Annotated in this window: 14 protein-coding genes; 4 read left to right on the forward strand and 10 right to left on the reverse strand. The window is 55.6% G+C overall.

The genetic code is table 11. The features are described 5' to 3' along the window. Window positions 1-68: 68 nt before the first annotated feature. From Q1A43_RS09875 to Q1A43_RS09890, 4 genes are all read right to left on the reverse strand, one after another. Complete coding sequence (locus Q1A43_RS09875; RefSeq protein WP_299934608.1) at window positions 69-905, reverse strand: PhzF family phenazine biosynthesis protein; 837 nt, start codon at window positions 903-905, stop codon at window positions 69-71. Between the two features lie 63 nt (window positions 906-968). After that, window positions 969-1,931 carry an alpha/beta hydrolase gene (locus tag Q1A43_RS09880; RefSeq protein WP_299934611.1) on the reverse strand — a complete coding sequence of 321 codons (963 nt, stop codon included), beginning with the start codon at window positions 1,929-1,931 and terminating at the stop codon, window positions 969-971. Window positions 1,932-1,959: 28 nt separating this feature from the next. Further along, the gene (locus tag Q1A43_RS09885) at window positions 1,960-2,577 is read right to left on the reverse strand and encodes a pyridoxamine 5'-phosphate oxidase family protein (RefSeq protein WP_299934613.1); all 618 of its coding nucleotides are present in this window, start codon (window positions 2,575-2,577) and stop codon (window positions 1,960-1,962) included. Between the two features lie 10 nt (window positions 2,578-2,587). Then, on the reverse strand, window positions 2,588-3,061 hold the full coding sequence (locus tag Q1A43_RS09890; RefSeq protein ID WP_299934616.1) for a nuclear transport factor 2 family protein: 474 nt from the start codon (window positions 3,059-3,061) through the stop codon (window positions 2,588-2,590). Between the two features lie 194 nt (window positions 3,062-3,255). On the opposite strand from Q1A43_RS09890, the gene Q1A43_RS09895 reads away from it, so the two are divergent. Continuing rightward, on the forward strand, window positions 3,256-3,828 hold the full coding sequence (locus Q1A43_RS09895; protein WP_299934618.1) for a TetR/AcrR family transcriptional regulator: 573 nt from the start codon (window positions 3,256-3,258) through the stop codon (window positions 3,826-3,828). A 27-nt stretch (window positions 3,829-3,855) separates the two neighbouring features. On the opposite strand, the gene Q1A43_RS09900 is transcribed toward Q1A43_RS09895, so the two are convergent. After that, window positions 3,856-5,901 (reverse strand): NADH:flavin oxidoreductase, encoded by a 2,046-nt coding sequence (locus Q1A43_RS09900; protein ID WP_299934621.1) that lies wholly within the window; start codon window positions 5,899-5,901, stop codon window positions 3,856-3,858. Between the two features lie 11 nt (window positions 5,902-5,912). Beyond that, a complete protein-coding gene (locus tag Q1A43_RS09905; protein WP_299934624.1) occupies window positions 5,913-7,481 on the reverse strand; it encodes a trimethylamine methyltransferase family protein in 1,569 nt (522 codons plus the stop codon). 106 nt (window positions 7,482-7,587) lie between these two features. On the opposite strand from Q1A43_RS09905, the gene Q1A43_RS09910 reads away from it, so the two are divergent. Continuing rightward, the gene (locus Q1A43_RS09910) at window positions 7,588-8,205 is read left to right on the forward strand and encodes a TetR/AcrR family transcriptional regulator (protein WP_299934627.1); all 618 of its coding nucleotides are present in this window, start codon (window positions 7,588-7,590) and stop codon (window positions 8,203-8,205) included. Window positions 8,206-8,308: 103 nt separating this feature from the next. Then, window positions 8,309-8,983 carry a GntR family transcriptional regulator gene (locus tag Q1A43_RS09915; protein ID WP_299934630.1) on the forward strand — a complete coding sequence of 225 codons (675 nt, stop codon included), beginning with the start codon at window positions 8,309-8,311 and terminating at the stop codon, window positions 8,981-8,983. A 4-nt stretch (window positions 8,984-8,987) separates the two neighbouring features. On the opposite strand, the gene Q1A43_RS09920 is transcribed toward Q1A43_RS09915, so the two are convergent. From Q1A43_RS09920 to Q1A43_RS09935, 4 genes are all read right to left on the reverse strand, one after another. After that, on the reverse strand, window positions 8,988-9,965 hold the full coding sequence (locus Q1A43_RS09920; RefSeq protein ID WP_299934633.1) for an SLAC1 anion channel family protein: 978 nt from the start codon (window positions 9,963-9,965) through the stop codon (window positions 8,988-8,990). Window positions 9,966-10,091: 126 nt separating this feature from the next. Beyond that, window positions 10,092-12,206, reverse strand: a complete 2,115-nt coding sequence (locus Q1A43_RS09925; RefSeq protein WP_299934636.1) for a calcium-binding protein — start codon at window positions 12,204-12,206, stop codon at window positions 10,092-10,094. Window positions 12,207-12,360: 154 nt separating this feature from the next. Beyond that, entirely contained in the window at window positions 12,361-13,458 is a 1,098-nt protein-coding gene (gene ychF, locus Q1A43_RS09930; protein ID WP_299934639.1) for a redox-regulated ATPase YchF, read from the reverse strand. 54 nt (window positions 13,459-13,512) lie between these two features. Continuing rightward, window positions 13,513-14,874, reverse strand: coding sequence for an MATE family efflux transporter (locus Q1A43_RS09935; RefSeq protein WP_299934642.1), 1,362 nt, complete (start codon window positions 14,872-14,874; stop codon window positions 13,513-13,515). Window positions 14,875-14,995: 121 nt separating this feature from the next. Between Q1A43_RS09935 and Q1A43_RS09940 the strand changes: the two genes are divergently transcribed. Beyond that, window positions 14,996-15,640: a TIGR02453 family protein gene (locus Q1A43_RS09940; RefSeq protein WP_299934645.1), complete on the forward strand. Its 645-nt coding sequence runs from the start codon at window positions 14,996-14,998 to the stop codon at window positions 15,638-15,640. Window positions 15,641-15,655 lie beyond the last annotated feature (15 nt).

A 15,655-nucleotide genomic window follows, 5' to 3' on the forward strand; every position in this document is an offset into this window, starting at 1 on the left:
ACCAGTGGTTCAATCCCGGAACGGCAAATACGGGGGCCAAGCCGTGGCCAGGCCCCCTTTTGCCCCTGTCAGAGCTCTCGGACATCACCCGAGACGTAAACCGGCGAACCGAGTTCTGGCGGAATTTCAACAAGAAGCCGCGACGGGGCCCCCATATCAACGCCTTGTAAAATCTCGATTTGACCTAGATGCGGCCAACTCAAGTCACGCAAATACCCAGCCAAGGCCGCAGCCGCCGCCCCAGTTGCGGGGTCTTCCAACACCCCACCAATCGCAAAGGCATTGCGGCTGTGGAACTGTTGCGGTGTTTGCGCATGGACAAGGTTGATGGTGGTCAATCCATGCGCCTTCATAAAGGCCGCCCCATCATCCAGATCATATTCCATCGCTGCCAAGGCCCCGCGTTCCGACAAGCCAAGGATAAGATGGTCATTCCCGGCATTGGCAATTGCGGGCGGCAAAGCAAGGTCCAGATCGCGGTGATCCATCCCAAACAAAGCCAAGGCGCTGGCCAACATCTCGGCCTTGGCCGGGCGGCTTGTTGTCGAGGGCGATTTGAGCGCGACACTCAAACCTTTGTCCGTTGTTTCACCGGAAACCTCAATGGCCCCGTCATTCAACATAAGGGGAAAACGCCCATCCCCATGCGCCCGCGTCAAAGCCGCCCCAAGGGCAATCGTGGCATGACCGCAAAAGGCCACCTCAACTTCGGGTGCAAAATACCGCACGCGCCAGCCTTCCCCCACCGGGGCCGCAAACACAGTTTCCGAATAGCCCACATCGCGGGCAATACGTTGCATATCATCCGCCGTTGGCATGTGTTCGGCCACGACGACCCCCGCCGGATTGCCACCTTCTTCACCCTCGCTAAATGCCGCGAACCGTTGAACCGTGATCGTTTCCATAGTCTCATTCTCCCATCTCGGGTCGATTTGGCGCAGCCGAGCAATCAGCCGCGCCACGCTGAATCAACGTGTTGTTCTGTCCAAAAACTCGAGCATTTCCCTGGCAATCACGTCGCCATATTCCTCAAGCGCGAAATGTCCGGTGTCGAGCAAATGGAACTCCACATCCTGCAAATCCTGCTTGTAGGGATGCGCGCCCTCGGCCGGGAAAATCATATCGTTTTGCCCCCAAACGATCAACGCAGGCGGCTGGTGTTCCCGAAACAAGGCCTGCCATTTTGGGTATTCGCCAACATTGCTGCCGTAGTCATAAAACATCTCAAGCTGCACCTCCTGGTTGCCCGGACGATCCAGAAGGTACTGCACATGCCAATAGTTATCCGGGTTCACGCTCGAAACATCGCCAACCCCATGAGTGAATTGCCATTTGGTGGCATCAAGCGTCAAAAACCCGCGCAAAGCATCGCCGTTTTCCGGGGATTTTTCCGCCCAATAGGCTTTGATCGGGTCCCAAAACTCGCGCAGCCCTTCGTCATAGGCATTGCCGTTTTGGATCACAAAGGCGCTGACCCGGTCGGGGTTTTGGGCGAACATCCGGTAGCCAATCGGCGCGCCGTAGTCCATCAAATAGACCGCGTAATCACCGACGTTTTTGCGATCCAACAGCTCGATCATGATCTCGGCGGTATTGGCAAAACTATACTCATAGCTGTCTGCATCCGGCATATCCGAGGCCCCAAACCCCGGATAGTCAGGGGCGATAACATGATAGCGCTCGGCCAATTCCGGGATCAATTCGCGAAACATATGCGACGAGGTCGGGAACCCGTGTAGCAAAAGAACGGTTGGGTTATTCGGGTCCCCCGCCTCGCGGTACGCGATGTTCATACCGTCGATTTCCATCGTGGTCATATGAACCGCAAAAGGGCTTTCGGCGGCGCGGGCCTGACCCGGCATGGTGATTGGCAACAAAAGGCTGCCGGCCAATAGGGCGGCGGCCGTGGAATGGAGAATTTCAAGTTTCATGGCAGTACTCCTTTTTGAAAAATGATCGTCAGGTGGTTTCAGACGCCTTGCGCAATGCCCGAATTTCGGCCTGCAAAGCGGCATTGGTTTCGCGCAGGGCTGTGATTTCGTTGCCCGCCTCCTGCACTGTTAATCGTTGTGGAATGTGGCGCGGACAGTTCCAGTCAAAGGCCTCGACCTTGATGGTCACAATGCGTTCCGCTGAGACACCACGGAGCAAGGGAGACAAGGCCTCCTGCGCACCGTTGCTCACGTCTTTTAGCTCGACCCGACCCCAGATTTTGAGGCGGCGGGCATTTGGGTAATCCATCAAAATCAGAGAGATACGATCGTTTTGACGGAGGTTCCCGGTGCTAAGGTACTGACGGTTCCCTCGCAAATCCGCATAGGCGATTGTGGTCTCATCCACCGCCTTTACGAACCCGGGCGCACCGCCACGAAACTGCACATAGGGCCAGCCGGTTTCCGACACCGTGGCTTGGTAAAACCCGTCGCGCGCTTCGATGAAACTGCGTTCCTCGGGGCCAAGGGTGTCGCCGCCGTTGCGGTCTGCGTCTAGGAAACGGGCGTATTGGCCCGCGCCGTTGCGCTGTTGTTCCGCCAAAACCGTTGGCGTGAAGGCAATGGATGCAAATGCATAGGGCATGGTGGTCTCCTTAAAGGCCGAGATCTTCGAGATTGGGGTGATCGGCGGGGCGTGGCCCGAGCGGCCAGTCAAACAAACGATCACCGCGGTCGATGGGCAAATCGTTGATGCTGGCAATGCGGCGACGCATCCGGCCATCGGCGGCAAATTCCCAGTTCTCATTGCCAAACGAGCGCCACCACTGGCCACCATCGTCATGCCACTCATAGGCAAAGCGCACGGCGATGCGGTGATCGGCAAAGGTCCACAAATGTTTGATCAACCGATAGCTGTGCTCGCGTTGCCATTTTTGGGTCAGAAACGCGTGGATTTGCGTGTGACCGGATAGAAACGTCGCCCGGTTCCGCCATTGGCTAGTCGCACTATAGGCGGGCGTCACAACATCGGGGTCACGACTGTTCCAAGCATCTTCGGCCGCCCGCACCTTTTGACAGGCGGAAGACCGGCTAAACGGCGGTAAAGGCGGGCGGTTGTCTAAGGGCATTGTGCGGCATCCAACATGAACTGATCGGTTAATCTTGAGATCAAACATGAACAGATCGGTCAATCTTTTCAATTCAAAAATTGTGATGCCTGTCATCACACTTGAAAAACCGCCTCCAAACCCCTTGTTTCATTAGGCAACTTGACAAGAAACAAAACGCACAACATAAACAGATCGGTAAATATGAGGGTGAGATGAGCCGTAACAAACGCACAGAGCTGATTCGAAAATCGCTCGATTTGTTCTACAGAAATGGGTTTCACGCGACCGGCATGGATTTGGTCGCCAAGGAAACCGGTGTGTCGAAAACCTCGATCTACAAGCACTTTCGCACCAAAGAAGACCTGATCCTAGCGGTGCTACGCCTTCGCGACGAAGACTTCCGCAACCGCTTGATCCGGCGCATGGAAGACCTATCTGACACCGCAGAGGGGCAGCTAATGGCGCTCTTTGACGCGCTTGAGGAATGGTTTCAACAGGCTGGGTTTCAGGGCTGCATGTTCATCAAAGCCAGCGCAGAATTTCAACAAAAAGAACACCCTATCAATGTGCAAGCCATGGAGCACAAACGGTTGCTGCTAGAGCATTTCACCGCTCTTGCAGAGGCAGCAGGATTCGAAAATCCGCGTGATCTGGCCTGCCAAATCCTTGTTCTCAAAGAAGGGGCCATTGTTCTGGCCGCCATGTCCCATAGCTGCGACCCGGCTTCGGACGCGCGCAAGGCTGCGCAGGTCTTGCTGCGCAACCATCCGAAAAACGACCCCTAACTGATCGGTCAATCTGCACGGTCGAAATTAGAGGTCCTTGACCAGTCTCAGCGCATCGTAAATGGCCGCATGGGTGTTGCGAGCACTCACCGCATCGCCGATCCGAAAGAGCTGAAACGTGCCCTCTTCATTACGCTCAATCTGCTGCGGAAACCCGTTGATCAAAGCGTCATGATCCACCGCCCCGCCGTTGGATGAGAGCGGTTTGAGATCAAAATACAGATCGGCAAGCGGCATGGTCCCGTAGTTCACCACAACCTGATCATAGGTCTTGTGTTTGGTGAAATCACTGTAATCCGTGCCGACCTCAGCCCGGAGAAGATTGCCATCCCGCGTCACATCCAACAACCGCCGGGTCACCGTAAAGGTCACATCCTTGTCCTGAAGGCTGCGCATATAGGGCACCAGATTCATCCCCATAATATCGGGGGCAAATGTCCGATCCGGGGTCATCACCTCGACCTTAGCCCCGGCCTTGGCCAAGACCTCCGCCGCCATCAAACCGGGATGATCGCCGCTCTCGTCATAGACCAAAACATCGCTGCCCGGCTTCACATCGCGGGAAATGATGTCCCAACTGCTGACGGTCAACTCCTGCTCTTTGCCGCTTTCAAACAACACCGCATTGGGCATGCCACCGGTGGCGATGATCACAACATCCGGCGATAGCGCCGTCACATCGGCCGCCTCGGCCCAGGTGTTAAAATGAAACGCAACCCCGCGCGCCGCACATTGCGCCATACGCCAATCGATGATGCTGATCATCTCGCGGCGGCGCTCGTTCAATGCGGTCAAACGCACCTGTCCGCCGGGGTCCGGTTGCGCTTCAAACACTGTCACCTCATGGCCCCGTTCAGCGGCAACGCGCGCGGCCTCAAGCCCGCCCGGTCCAGCCCCGACAACAACCACCCGTTTACGCATTTCCGCAGGGGGCACAACATGGGGCATGCTTAGCTCGCGACCCGTGGCGGCATTGTGCATACAAAGCGCATCACCCGCCTCATAAATCCTATCAAGACAATAGGTTGCCCCAACACAGGGCCGAATGTCCTCTTCGCGCCCTTCAATGATTTTGCGGACAATATGCGGGTCGGCCATATGGGCCCGCGTCATGCCAACCATGTCCAACAACCCGGCCGACACCGCATGGCGCGCCGTTGCCACGTCGGGAATTTTCGAGGCGTGAAAGGTTGGCATTTCGGTCGCCGCGCGCACCTGACCGGCGAAATCCAGATGCGGCGCGTTTTTCATACCCTGCACCGGGATCACATCAGTCATTGCCGGATCGGTATGAATGCGCCCGCGGATCACGTTGAGAAAATCCACCTGCCCCGTCGCCTTTAACCGCTTGGCAATCTCCAACCCCTCTTCGGGGGTTGTGCCACCGGGCTGATCCTCATCCGCCGTAAAACGAAACCCAACGATGAACTCATCGCCAACCCGCTTGCGGATCGCAGACAACACATCCATCGAAAACCGCAGGCGATTGTCCAATGTGTCGGCCCCATAAGGCCCCTCAAGCTGGTTCGACAGTGGCGACCAAAATTGTTCAAGCAAATGGCCATATGCCTGAAGCTCAATCCCATCCATGCCCCCGGCCTGCATGCGTTCGGCGGCATCGGCAAAATCGCCAATGATCCGATCAATGTCCCAATCTTCAATCACCTTGGGAAAGCTGCGATGTGCCGGTTCACGGTGCGGCCCCGGCGCAACCGACGGCAACCAATTCCCCTTGGCCCAACCGGTGCGCCGCCCCAGATGGGTCAGCTGGATCATCACCGCACAGCCATGCTCATGACAGGCATCGGTAAGGTTCCTGATCCACGGCACGACCTCATCCTTATAGGCCAGAATATTGTTGAAAACCGGCGGGCTGTCTTTGCTCACCGCCGCAGATCCGGCGGTCATAGCAAGGGCAACCCCGGCCTTGGCACGTTCGGCGTGATAAGCGGCATAACGTTCCTTGGGCATGCCATCTTCGGGGTAAGCGGGTTCATGACTTGTGGTCATAATCCGGTTGCGCAGGGTCAGATGTTTAAGCTGATACGGTTGCAAAAGCGGGTCGTTTGACATCTGTGTTGTCCTCAATACCACATATCAATCATGCTCGCTTTTTTGCGGGCCATGTAATCTTGCAACGCCTCTTGCGTGGCGATGTCCATCGGCGGCGCTTCATAATCGCGCAGAGTTTCTTTCCACCGTGTATTCGCCCGCGCGGCTGCATCCACACTGCCCTGTTCATCCCAGGTTTCAAAGGGTTGATCGTCGTTCAACGCGCTATCCCAATAGGCGGTTTCATAGTGGCGCAGCGTGTGATCGGTGCCAAACAAATGTTCACCCGGCCCATTCTGGGCCAAGGCTTCGACCCCCAATGTGTCTTGGTTAACCTCAAACCCGTTCAGATAGGCATGCATCGCGCCGCACATATCGCTGTCCATGATGAATTTCTCATAGGACATCGACAACAACCCATCGAGAAATCCGGCCGAGTGCAAAATGTAATGCGCGCCCGATTGCACCGCCGACATCATCGACATCATGCTTTGCTGCATGGCTTGGGCGTCGGGGCGTTTCGATGTGCTAAAGCTCCCTGCGCATCTTAGCGGCATGTTGAGCCGCCGCGCCAATTGCCCCATAACCAACGACCCTAGCGCCGGTTCCGGGGTGCCAAAGGTTGGCGAGCCTGAGCGCAAAGACATCGAGCTTAGGAACGCCGCCAATACCGCCGGGGAGCCGGGGCGCACCAATTGGGTTAGGGCGCAAGACACCATGCTTTCGGCCAAGGATTGCGCACAGGCCCCGGCCATAGTGAGCGGCGATACCGCCCCGCCCAACAAGAACGGTAAGTGAATGCTCCCCTGCCCCGCCGCCGCGTATTCGCTGATGCCTTGGGTGGTCACCCCATCCAAGACCAATGGCGAGGTGGTGTTGAAATTGCCCATGATGACGCAATGCTGATCCACAACATCGGCCCCAAAAAGAATGCGGCACATCTCGATACTATCGGCGGCGCGCTCTGGCGCGGTGATCGACCCAAGGAACGGCCGATCAGAATAGCGCATATGGGCATAAACCATGTCCAAATGACGTTTGTTCACAGCAATATCGGTCGGCTCACAAATGGTGCCACCAGAATGGTGCAACCAAGGCGACGATTGCGCCAGTTTCACAAAGTTTTCAAAATCTTGGATCGTGCCGTAGCGCCGCCCCTCATCCAAATCCATCACAAAAGGCGACCCATAGGACGGCGCAAAAACCGTCGCATCACCGCCGATTTCAACCGACTTGGCCGGGTTGCGGGCAAGTTGGGTAAAACAGGCCGGTGCGGTTTTGAGAATGTCGCGGATCATCCCCGGTTCAAACCGCAGATTCCAAGCGGTTTCGGACACCGGAGAGACCTCAGCCCCGGCCTTTCGGAACAAGGCCACCGTTTCGGGATCATCGCGAAACTCAATGCCGATCTCTGCCAGAATACGATCACAGGCGGCCTCGATTTGGATAAGGCTTTCTTCCCCCAGCAAATCATAAGGTGCAATTTTACGAGTAATATAAGGCACATGCATTTGTGGATTGTGCCCCGGCACCCCGCTTCTTTGCGGCTTTGAACCAGACCGACGGCGGCGGCGCGCCCTGTCTTGGGTCTCTGATTGCATGACGGGCCCTCCTCTTGCCTGAGTCTCTCGTGACACCAGCGTCATTCAAACTCGACACATATGTCAAGAAACTTGTGAAGTGGCGATCCGAATGTTAGGAAGCCCCATGACCCAACACCCAAGACAAAAGGGCAGCGATGCTGTCTGGCTTGATGCGGCCTATGACATGCTGACCGAAAGTGGCGTTGGTGCCGTCAAGGTGATGCCCTTGGCGAAAAAGCTGGGCCTGTCACGGACAAGCTTTTATTGGCACTTCAAAGATCGCGATGCCCTTTTGGATGCGATGATCCAACGTTGGGAAGACAAAAACACCGGCAATCTGATCGCCCGAACCCAAGCCTATGCCGAGACCCTCACCGAGGCGATGTTCAATCTGTTTGATTGCTGGCTGGATGAGCGGTTGTTTGACGCGAAACTGGATTTGGCCATTCGCAATTGGGCCCGCAACGACCCGGCTTTGCAATTGCGTTTGGACAAGGCAGACGCCGCGCGCGCCAAAGCCATCCAAGCGATGTTTGAACGCTTTGGGTTTTCGCCCCAACAAGCTCAGGCGCGGGCAATGACGGTGATCTACACCCAGATCGGTTATATATCTATGCAGGTCCACGAAGACCGCGCCGAGCGGATCAATGCCATGCCAAATTACATCGAAGTCTATACGGGTCAGCCCGTGGAACACACTGATTGCATGCGTTTTTTTGCGCGCCACAACCATAACCCATAATTGCATCTGAAATCGGCAATACGTTAACCATTCTTAACGGTTCGAATTGTAACAATTTTGTTGAGCACTATACTGTCACAAATTGTGTCAGGTCTGCCAACCGATGAAAAAACTTTCTTCACCTCAAATATTGTCGATCACCGATCGCGTGTTTGACCACCTGTTTCAAGCCATCACCCAATTGGAATTGCACCCCGGTGCCAAACTGTCCGAGGCTGAGATTTCAGATCAGCTTGGCGTGTCGCGCCAACCGGTTCGAGACGCGTTCTTTCGGCTGTCTCAACGGGGTTATGTTCAAATTCTGCCGCAGCGCGGCACATTGGTCACCCGGATATCCGAGGAACAGGTGCTCAATGCGATGTTCATCCGAATGGCACTTGAATGCGCCTGCATCGAAGACGTCCCAGCCCTAAGCGCCGATCAGATTAAATCACTGTCTGACATTCTGGAACAACAACACATTGCGATGCAGGCAGAAGATGGGCCCAAGTTCAACGCACTTGACGAGAGTTATCACCAACGGCTTTGCGAACTGGCCGGGCGCGGGCATATCTGGTCATTGATCCTTGAGCAAAAGGGGCATTTGGACCGAGTGCGCTGGCTCAGCCTTGCCTTTCACCAAAATGAGGCACTGACAGAGCATCGAGGGATTTTGGACGCGCTGACAATTGGCCGAACCGATCGGGCCAAATCCCTGCTCAAGGCGCATCTCAACAAGGTCCAGCACATGCTGCCCCAGATCCGAGAAGAAAACCCCGCCCTGTTTGCAGAGAAATAACCCCTTATTCAGGTTGGCAAATTTCGTCTCGTACGGCGGCCATCCCGGTCCGCGCGATCAAGCCCGCGACAATCAAGACAAGGGCCGCAAGGAACACAGCCGCCAAAGCAACATGTGCCTGCGATCCGCTTAAATTGGCATAGCGGAAAGTTGCGATCGTCAGCGCCGCAACCGGAAAGCTCAGCGCCCAAAAGGACAATGCAAAAGGCAGTTTTACGAAACCACGCGCTTGCACCACGACAATCGCCGTAAAGGTAATCGCAGTGTAAAACAGCACCCGCGCAAACGGATCAAGCGCACCGCCATTCAGCTGAAGCCAAGCCAAAAACCCAACAGCGGGCGGTGCGATGAGGATGGCAAGCGTCGGCAACAACCGACCCGGAAGCGGATCGTGAAAGATCAAACGGTTCATAACCAAGGTCAGCAGCACAATCCAAAACACCATCCCGGTCGCAAAGAAAAGCCAGCTCAGCTCAACAAACCCAAGCGGAATCCCGGCAATTGGGGCCACGACGTTGCCCACCGCCGGAATGAACCACGCCGGGGAAATATGCATGGGTTGAAAGGGACGCCGACCGATCCAACCGGAAATCACCGCAAGGGTAAGCCCCGCTTGGGCAAGCGCCCCGATGCTCCAAACCCATGAGGCAATGCCCGGCATTGTCGGCAACATCGCCGTAGCAATTAGCATTAGGGAAATGGAGATCGCCGGGAAAAACGCCATGCGCACCGGGTGGCCCCATTCGGCGACAACAGCCGCCGGAAACCGAAGGCTTTTCAATACATAAAGGGCTGCGACGACCGCAAAATCGGCCATGGTCACCCAAAGCACAACGCGCGATGCCAGCGGGGGCCAGCCAAACTGGGTCTCGGCCATATGCAGCGCCAAGCTCAGGCCGGCCAATCCCATGACCGTTGCAAACAACGTGATCGGCAGGTGCTTGAGCGACCCTTTGGCGGGGGTTTCGGTTTCGGCGGTCATGACGCGTCTCAATTCGATGTGGTTACATATGAATTCCCGAATATCACTACGCCTCTCCCCTCCTTTGGTCAAAGCGAAAAGGCACCGCAGTCTTGCGATGCCTTTAAAGTGTACCGGATTGGGCGTTTAGAACTCGTTTAACACCTCATGCTCAAACACCACATTTGTTGCGTTTAAGTCGGCAATGTCGACGCCTTCGAGCAAGACAGAGTTATTCCCAAAGCTGACCAATGCACCTTGGTCCGTTTGGCTAAGCATCGCTGCAAGGTCAGGTAGCGGAGTGCCGTTGAAATAGCTCACCAAAATCTCATCCTGATTGGTATCAAACCCTTGGATCGTGTCGTTGCCCTCGTTGTAATCACCTGAAAAGACAAACTGATCATTGCCCGCACCAGTGATGATCAGATCATCACCAACACCGCCAATAACAGTGTCATTGCCGCTGCCATCTTCGATCACATCGGCGGCCTCCCCATCGGTATTCACCCCTTGCACACCGGCAAAAAGGTCGTCGCCGGTGCCAAGATCGTAATGATTGTTAAAATCATTCCCGAGGATCGTGTCATTGCCACTATGGCCGCGGAACATCATCCCTTCGACTTCAAGCCCAATAAGGAACAAATCATCGCCGCTTGAGCCGATCAGTTCCTCAAAATTATAGGCTTCGGCAAAGTGGTTGGCCGTGCTTCCGGCGGCGGATTCGATCGAAATTCCGTTGGGGTTTGTGGTGAAATCCCCCACGACGATTCCGTCGGAATAGGGTGAGTAACTAAACCGCAAGATGTCGTGGCCCTCGCCCCCGTCAAAATAGTCGGTCCCGCCGCCGCCATAGACGCGATCATCGCCGTCCAAGGCAAAGACATGGTTGTCACCAGCCTCATCAAACAGCCAATCGCCGTAGTCTGAGCCGGTGATCACACCGCTGACAAAGGTAACCTCAGTCCAGACCGTATTGTTGGTCAGATCGCCATCCGTCCATTCATAATACGTGCTGTCTTCGTCCAGAACGATGCCAACGTAATAGCTCCCCGTCTCGATCCCGCTTGGCAAAGAAGTTGAAAAACTTGCGGTGCTGGTCTCACCGGGGTCGACCGACATATTGCGTGTTTGCAAAACGGTATCGCCCGCGTCAAACACCGCATCCTCGCTCAGGATCACCTGATACCCGACGTATTCTGAGCCCTCGCTCGGCGCGGTATCACGGGCAACATCAACCTCAAGCGCAAGTGTGGCCCCCGGAGCAGAAATATCAACAAGCCCCTCGCCCGGCCCAATGACCCGAATGGCCTCGGCCGAGAAATCAATAACGTCCGGGCCGCGCCCCGCGACATGGACCTCTATCCATTCGGTCGCATTGTCGGTTTCGTCAAATTCAACAAGATCGTTGCCGGTATCAACAACCGCAGCCACATAATAGGTCCGGTCTTCTTCAAACCGCGGCAAGTTATAGCCCGCGCCTCTTGAGAAGCTATAGGTCGGGGTGTCGATTTCTTGATAGGTACCAATGCTATAGGCTGCATCAAAGCTTGGCTCGGTCGCAAAATACACTGTGGTCAAAAACCGCCCTTCGACCGGCTCAATATCCGCCGTCACCTCATAGCGCGTGTAAATGACGCCGCCACCGCGCAAGTCCGACTCGTCCAAAACCCTGAAATTGTTGATCGAAAGATTGAACGTCGGCGCATCAATCAAGGTTTCGAGATCAACCGTTCCGTCGTCAAAGCGGATGTTTTCGATATTTGAAATCGTGGTAGAATAGCCGTCCACATGCGCCAATTCAAAGGCACCACCACCGATATGGCTCACTGTGTAATCGGCACGATTGCCTTTGAGATAGGCCAGATCAATGCCCGCGCCGCCGTCCAGCGTGTCATTGCCGTCATGACCATAGGCGCGCAGGGTGTCATCGCCCTCCCCGCCTAGCAAGGTATCGCTGCCGATGCCGCCTTTGACCATATCATTGCCCGCGCCGCCCGATACGTAATCATCGTCCTTGCCGCCGTTCAACGTGTCGGACCCGTCACCGCCCAACAACGTGTCATTGCCCTTGTTGCCGTTGATGAAATCATCACCCTCACCGCCAAGGACGCTGTCGTCGCCATTGCCACCTTTAAGTGTGTCGTTGCCAATACCACCGATCAGGGTGTCATCCCCGCCGCGCCCGACCAAGGAGTCATCTCCAAGGGCACCTTCTAGTAAATTGTCTTTATTATTGCCACGTATAGAAATTCCGACTGGCATCTATGCTCTCCTCAAATGCACTCGCTAATTCACCCTTTCAGGTTGAGTGCATTTGAATCACCGCGACGAAAGTCCGTCAAGCCACCGGATGCCTGCCAAACAAAAAAGCCGCATGATCTCTCATGCGGCTTTGGTATTCGTAGTAAACGGCGTCTTAGGTGTTGAACAAGAAGTGCAACACGTCACCATCCTTGACCATGTAACCTTTGCCCTCGGCGCGCATCTTGCCCGCATCCTTGGCCCCGTTTTCGCCATCACAAGCCAAATAGTCGTCATAGGCGATGGTTTCGGCCCGGATAAACCCACGCTCAAAATCGCCGTGGATGACACCGGCCGCCTGAGGGGCCAATGTGCCCTGACGGATCGTCCAGGCGCGCGCCTCTTTGGGGCCGACGGTGAAATAGGTCTCAAGGTGCAAAAGCTCATAACCAGCTTTGATCAACCGATCCAAACCCGCTTCTTTCAGCCCCAGTTCGCCAAGGAACATCTCGGCTTCTTCGTCTTCAAGCTGGCTGATCTCTTCTTCGATCTTGGCCGAAATCACCACATGGGTGTTGCCTTGGGCTGCGGCCATTTCCGCAACTTTTTCAGATAGATGGTTGCCGGTCGATGCCTCACCTTCGTCAACGTTACAAACATACAAAACCGGCTTGGTCGATAGCAATTGCAGCATCTTCCAGGCTTTTATGTCCTCGTCGTCAACCTCAACCAAACGCGCCGGTTTGCCCTCTTCAAGCATCGCCATGGCGTCTTTCATCAAACGCTCTTGCTGAACCGCTTCTTTGTCACCACCACGCACCTTGCGGGTGATGGTCTGGAGCCGTTTTTCCAGCGATTCCATATCGGCAATGATCAGCTCGGTTTCGATGGTTTCGGCATCGGCCACCGGATCAACCCGGCCATCAACATGGGTCACGTCTTCGTCTTCAAAACAGCGCAACACATGGGCAATAGCGTCGGTTTCACGAATATTGGCGAGAAACTGGTTGCCCAAGCCTTCGCCCTTGGACGCGCCTTTGACCAGACCGGCAATGTCGACAAAGGTCATGCGCGTTGGAATGATCTGTTTTGACCCGGCAATCGCCGCCAATTTATCAAGGCGCGCATCCGGAACGGCCACGTCACCGACGTTCGGTTCGATCGTGCAAAACGGAAAGTTCGCAGCCTGCGCCGCGGCGGTTTTGGTCAATGCGTTAAACAAGGTCGATTTGCCCACATTGGGCAGACCCACGATTCCCATCCGAAAGCCCATGCTGGCAACTCCTTTGATATGACGGGCTGCTTCTAGGGCCTAACCGCGCCCAACTCAAGCGGTTCCGAAGCGTGGCACCGCATGGGTCCAAAAACGCCACGCCAACAACACCGCCGCTAGGCCCAAACCAACCACCAAGCCGATCCAAATCCCCGCCGCGCCCCAGTTCAAGACAAAGCCAAAGATATAGGCCGAGGGCAGACCGATCACCCAATAGGCAAAGGTCGCCATGACCATCGGCACCTTGGTATCAAGCAAGCCGCGCAACAACCCGAGATGGATCACCTGCATCGCATCCACCAGCTGGAACAAAGCCGCAAGCGCCAAAAGCATGGTGCCAAGACGCAGCAACTCACCAAGCTGTGCCTCTTCTGGGTCAAAAAACACGCCCAAAAGGGTTTCGGGAAACAACAGGAAACCCGCCGTGGCAAGCGCAACCAATGCCAGCGACAGCACAATCACCACCTTGGCCCCGCGCACCAGATGCGCCCCATCACCGCGCCCTTTGGCATTCCCGGCTCGGATTGTGGCCGCGTTGGAAAGGCCGACGTGCATCATAAAGGTCGCGCTGGCGATCTGAAGCGCCGCACCATGGGCCGCGAGGGGCACTTCGCCCAGCCAGCCCATAAGAACGGCGGAAAACGCGAACAACGCCACTTCGGCCAAAGTCGTCAACCCAATCGGGAGGCCAAGCCGGAAGACCTGCAAAAACATGTCTGTGTCCGGCTTCCAGAAACGTACAAATAGCTGATGATGCGGGAGTTTTCGCAGAGCATAGAGAATGGTGAGAACCAACCCGGCCGAGGTCGACAGCACAGAGGCAATCGCCGCCCCCTGCAGGCCAAGCTCGGGCGCGCCCCAATTGCCAAAGATCAGCGCATAGTTGGCGAAAATGTTCACAACGGCAGAGGCCAGCGTGATCCAAAGAACGATCCGCGTGTGTTCCAGCCCGGCCAGATAGCTTTTGAGCACCATTACGCCCAGCGCCGGCAGCATGCCCCACCCGGCAATCCGCAGATAGGTTTGGGCGTTTTGGGCAACCTCGGCCTCTTGTCCCATGGCGCTAAGGATTGGTTCGGCAAACCACATAAGCGGCATAACGGCGCCAAAGAAGATCATCGACCACCACAGTGCCATACGAGTTGACCGGCGGATTTGCTGATCGTCATCACGCGTGGCAAAATCCGCCACCATCGGCATCACTGCAAAGGCAAAACCCGATCCAAAGAGCAGCAGTGAAAAGAAAAAAGACCCCGCAAGCGTCATCGCCGCAAGTTCCGAAACCCCGTACCAGCCCATCATAATCGTATCAGTCAGGCCAATGGCGAATTGCGCCAAATGCCCGCCAACCAAAGGCAAACCAAGGACCAGCACGGCGCGTCCGTGCTGCACATATGTCATTTCTTTTTGAATCATCCCACGGGCCTAAAGCTGCATCTCAGGTTGCGCAAGGATTCTCCGATCATCTGTCACGATCCTCCCCCGCCCGTCACGATTTGTGATAGGATGGAGGTGTTTTCAACGATAGGGTTTTGACATGTCGGACAGTGTAGAGACGGCAAATTTGTTTGAAGATGCGACGGCTTTTTTGGCTGATCTAAGCGCCAACAATTCCCGCGATTGGTTTCACGCCAATAAGCTGCGCTATGACAGCCTGTTAAAAAGGCCTGCCGAAAAACTGGCAAGCGATATGGCCCATTGGTTTGAAGATAGCCAAGGCGTTGGTGTCAAACCAAAATTGTTTCGACCGCATCGGGATGTGCGGTTTTCAAAGGACAAAACCCCTTACCACACCCATCTTCATCTCATGTGGTCATTGCCTGATGGGCGCAGCTGGATGTTCGGTCTCTCGCCCACATACGCTACCGCCGGTGCCGGTGTGATGGGGTTTGAAAAGGGTCAGATTGATCACTACCGAGCCGCCGTTGACGGCGAGGCTGGGCAAGAGCTGACCGAGCTTCTAGCGGTTGGCAATTGGCGGTTGGATGAGCCCGAACTTAAACGCGTCCCCGCCCCCTACCCGTCAACGCATGATCGCGGTGATCTTTTGCGTCGCAAAGGGTTGGTTGTGTGGCGCGACAACCTTGACAAAGCTTTGCACAACAATCCGCAACAGGCCCTGCAAGCGGCTTTTGCTGAATTGACACCTGTGCTGGATTGGATAGGCCGCGCCCTGACCTAGGCGCGGCCCTTTGGA

The organism is uncultured Pelagimonas sp., from assembly GCF_947498515.1.
In the GTDB taxonomy this organism is placed as follows: Bacteria; Pseudomonadota; Alphaproteobacteria; order Rhodobacterales; family Rhodobacteraceae; genus Pelagimonas.

Excerpts from the sequence above, each read along its gene's own strand:
- Q1A43_RS09895 (WP_299934618.1), top strand. The coding sequence starts at position 3,256 with ATGAGCCGTAACAAACGCACAGAGCTGATTCGAAAATCGCTCGATTTG.
- Q1A43_RS09925 (WP_299934636.1), bottom strand. The coding sequence starts at position 12,206 with ATGCCAGTCGGAATTTCTATACGTGGCAATAATAAAGACAATTTACTA.
- Q1A43_RS09880 (WP_299934611.1), bottom strand. The coding sequence starts at position 1,931 with ATGAAACTTGAAATTCTCCATTCCACGGCCGCCGCCCTATTGGCCGGC.
- Q1A43_RS09900 (WP_299934621.1), bottom strand. The coding sequence starts at position 5,901 with ATGTCAAACGACCCGCTTTTGCAACCGTATCAGCTTAAACATCTGACC.
- ychF (WP_299934639.1), bottom strand. The coding sequence starts at position 13,458 with ATGGGCTTTCGGATGGGAATCGTGGGTCTGCCCAATGTGGGCAAATCG.
- Q1A43_RS09910 (WP_299934627.1), top strand. The coding sequence starts at position 7,588 with ATGACCCAACACCCAAGACAAAAGGGCAGCGATGCTGTCTGGCTTGAT.
- Q1A43_RS09885 (WP_299934613.1), bottom strand. The coding sequence starts at position 2,577 with ATGCCCTATGCATTTGCATCCATTGCCTTCACGCCAACGGTTTTGGCG.
- Q1A43_RS09915 (WP_299934630.1), top strand. The coding sequence starts at position 8,309 with ATGAAAAAACTTTCTTCACCTCAAATATTGTCGATCACCGATCGCGTG.
- Q1A43_RS09890 (WP_299934616.1), bottom strand. The coding sequence starts at position 3,061 with ATGCCCTTAGACAACCGCCCGCCTTTACCGCCGTTTAGCCGGTCTTCC.
- Q1A43_RS09920 (WP_299934633.1), bottom strand. The coding sequence starts at position 9,965 with ATGACCGCCGAAACCGAAACCCCCGCCAAAGGGTCGCTCAAGCACCTG.
- Q1A43_RS09940 (WP_299934645.1), top strand. The coding sequence starts at position 14,996 with ATGTCGGACAGTGTAGAGACGGCAAATTTGTTTGAAGATGCGACGGCT.
- Q1A43_RS09875 (WP_299934608.1), bottom strand. The coding sequence starts at position 905 with ATGGAAACGATCACGGTTCAACGGTTCGCGGCATTTAGCGAGGGTGAA.
- Q1A43_RS09935 (WP_299934642.1), bottom strand. The coding sequence starts at position 14,874 with ATGATTCAAAAAGAAATGACATATGTGCAGCACGGACGCGCCGTGCTG.
- Q1A43_RS09905 (WP_299934624.1), bottom strand. The coding sequence starts at position 7,481 with ATGCAATCAGAGACCCAAGACAGGGCGCGCCGCCGCCGTCGGTCTGGT.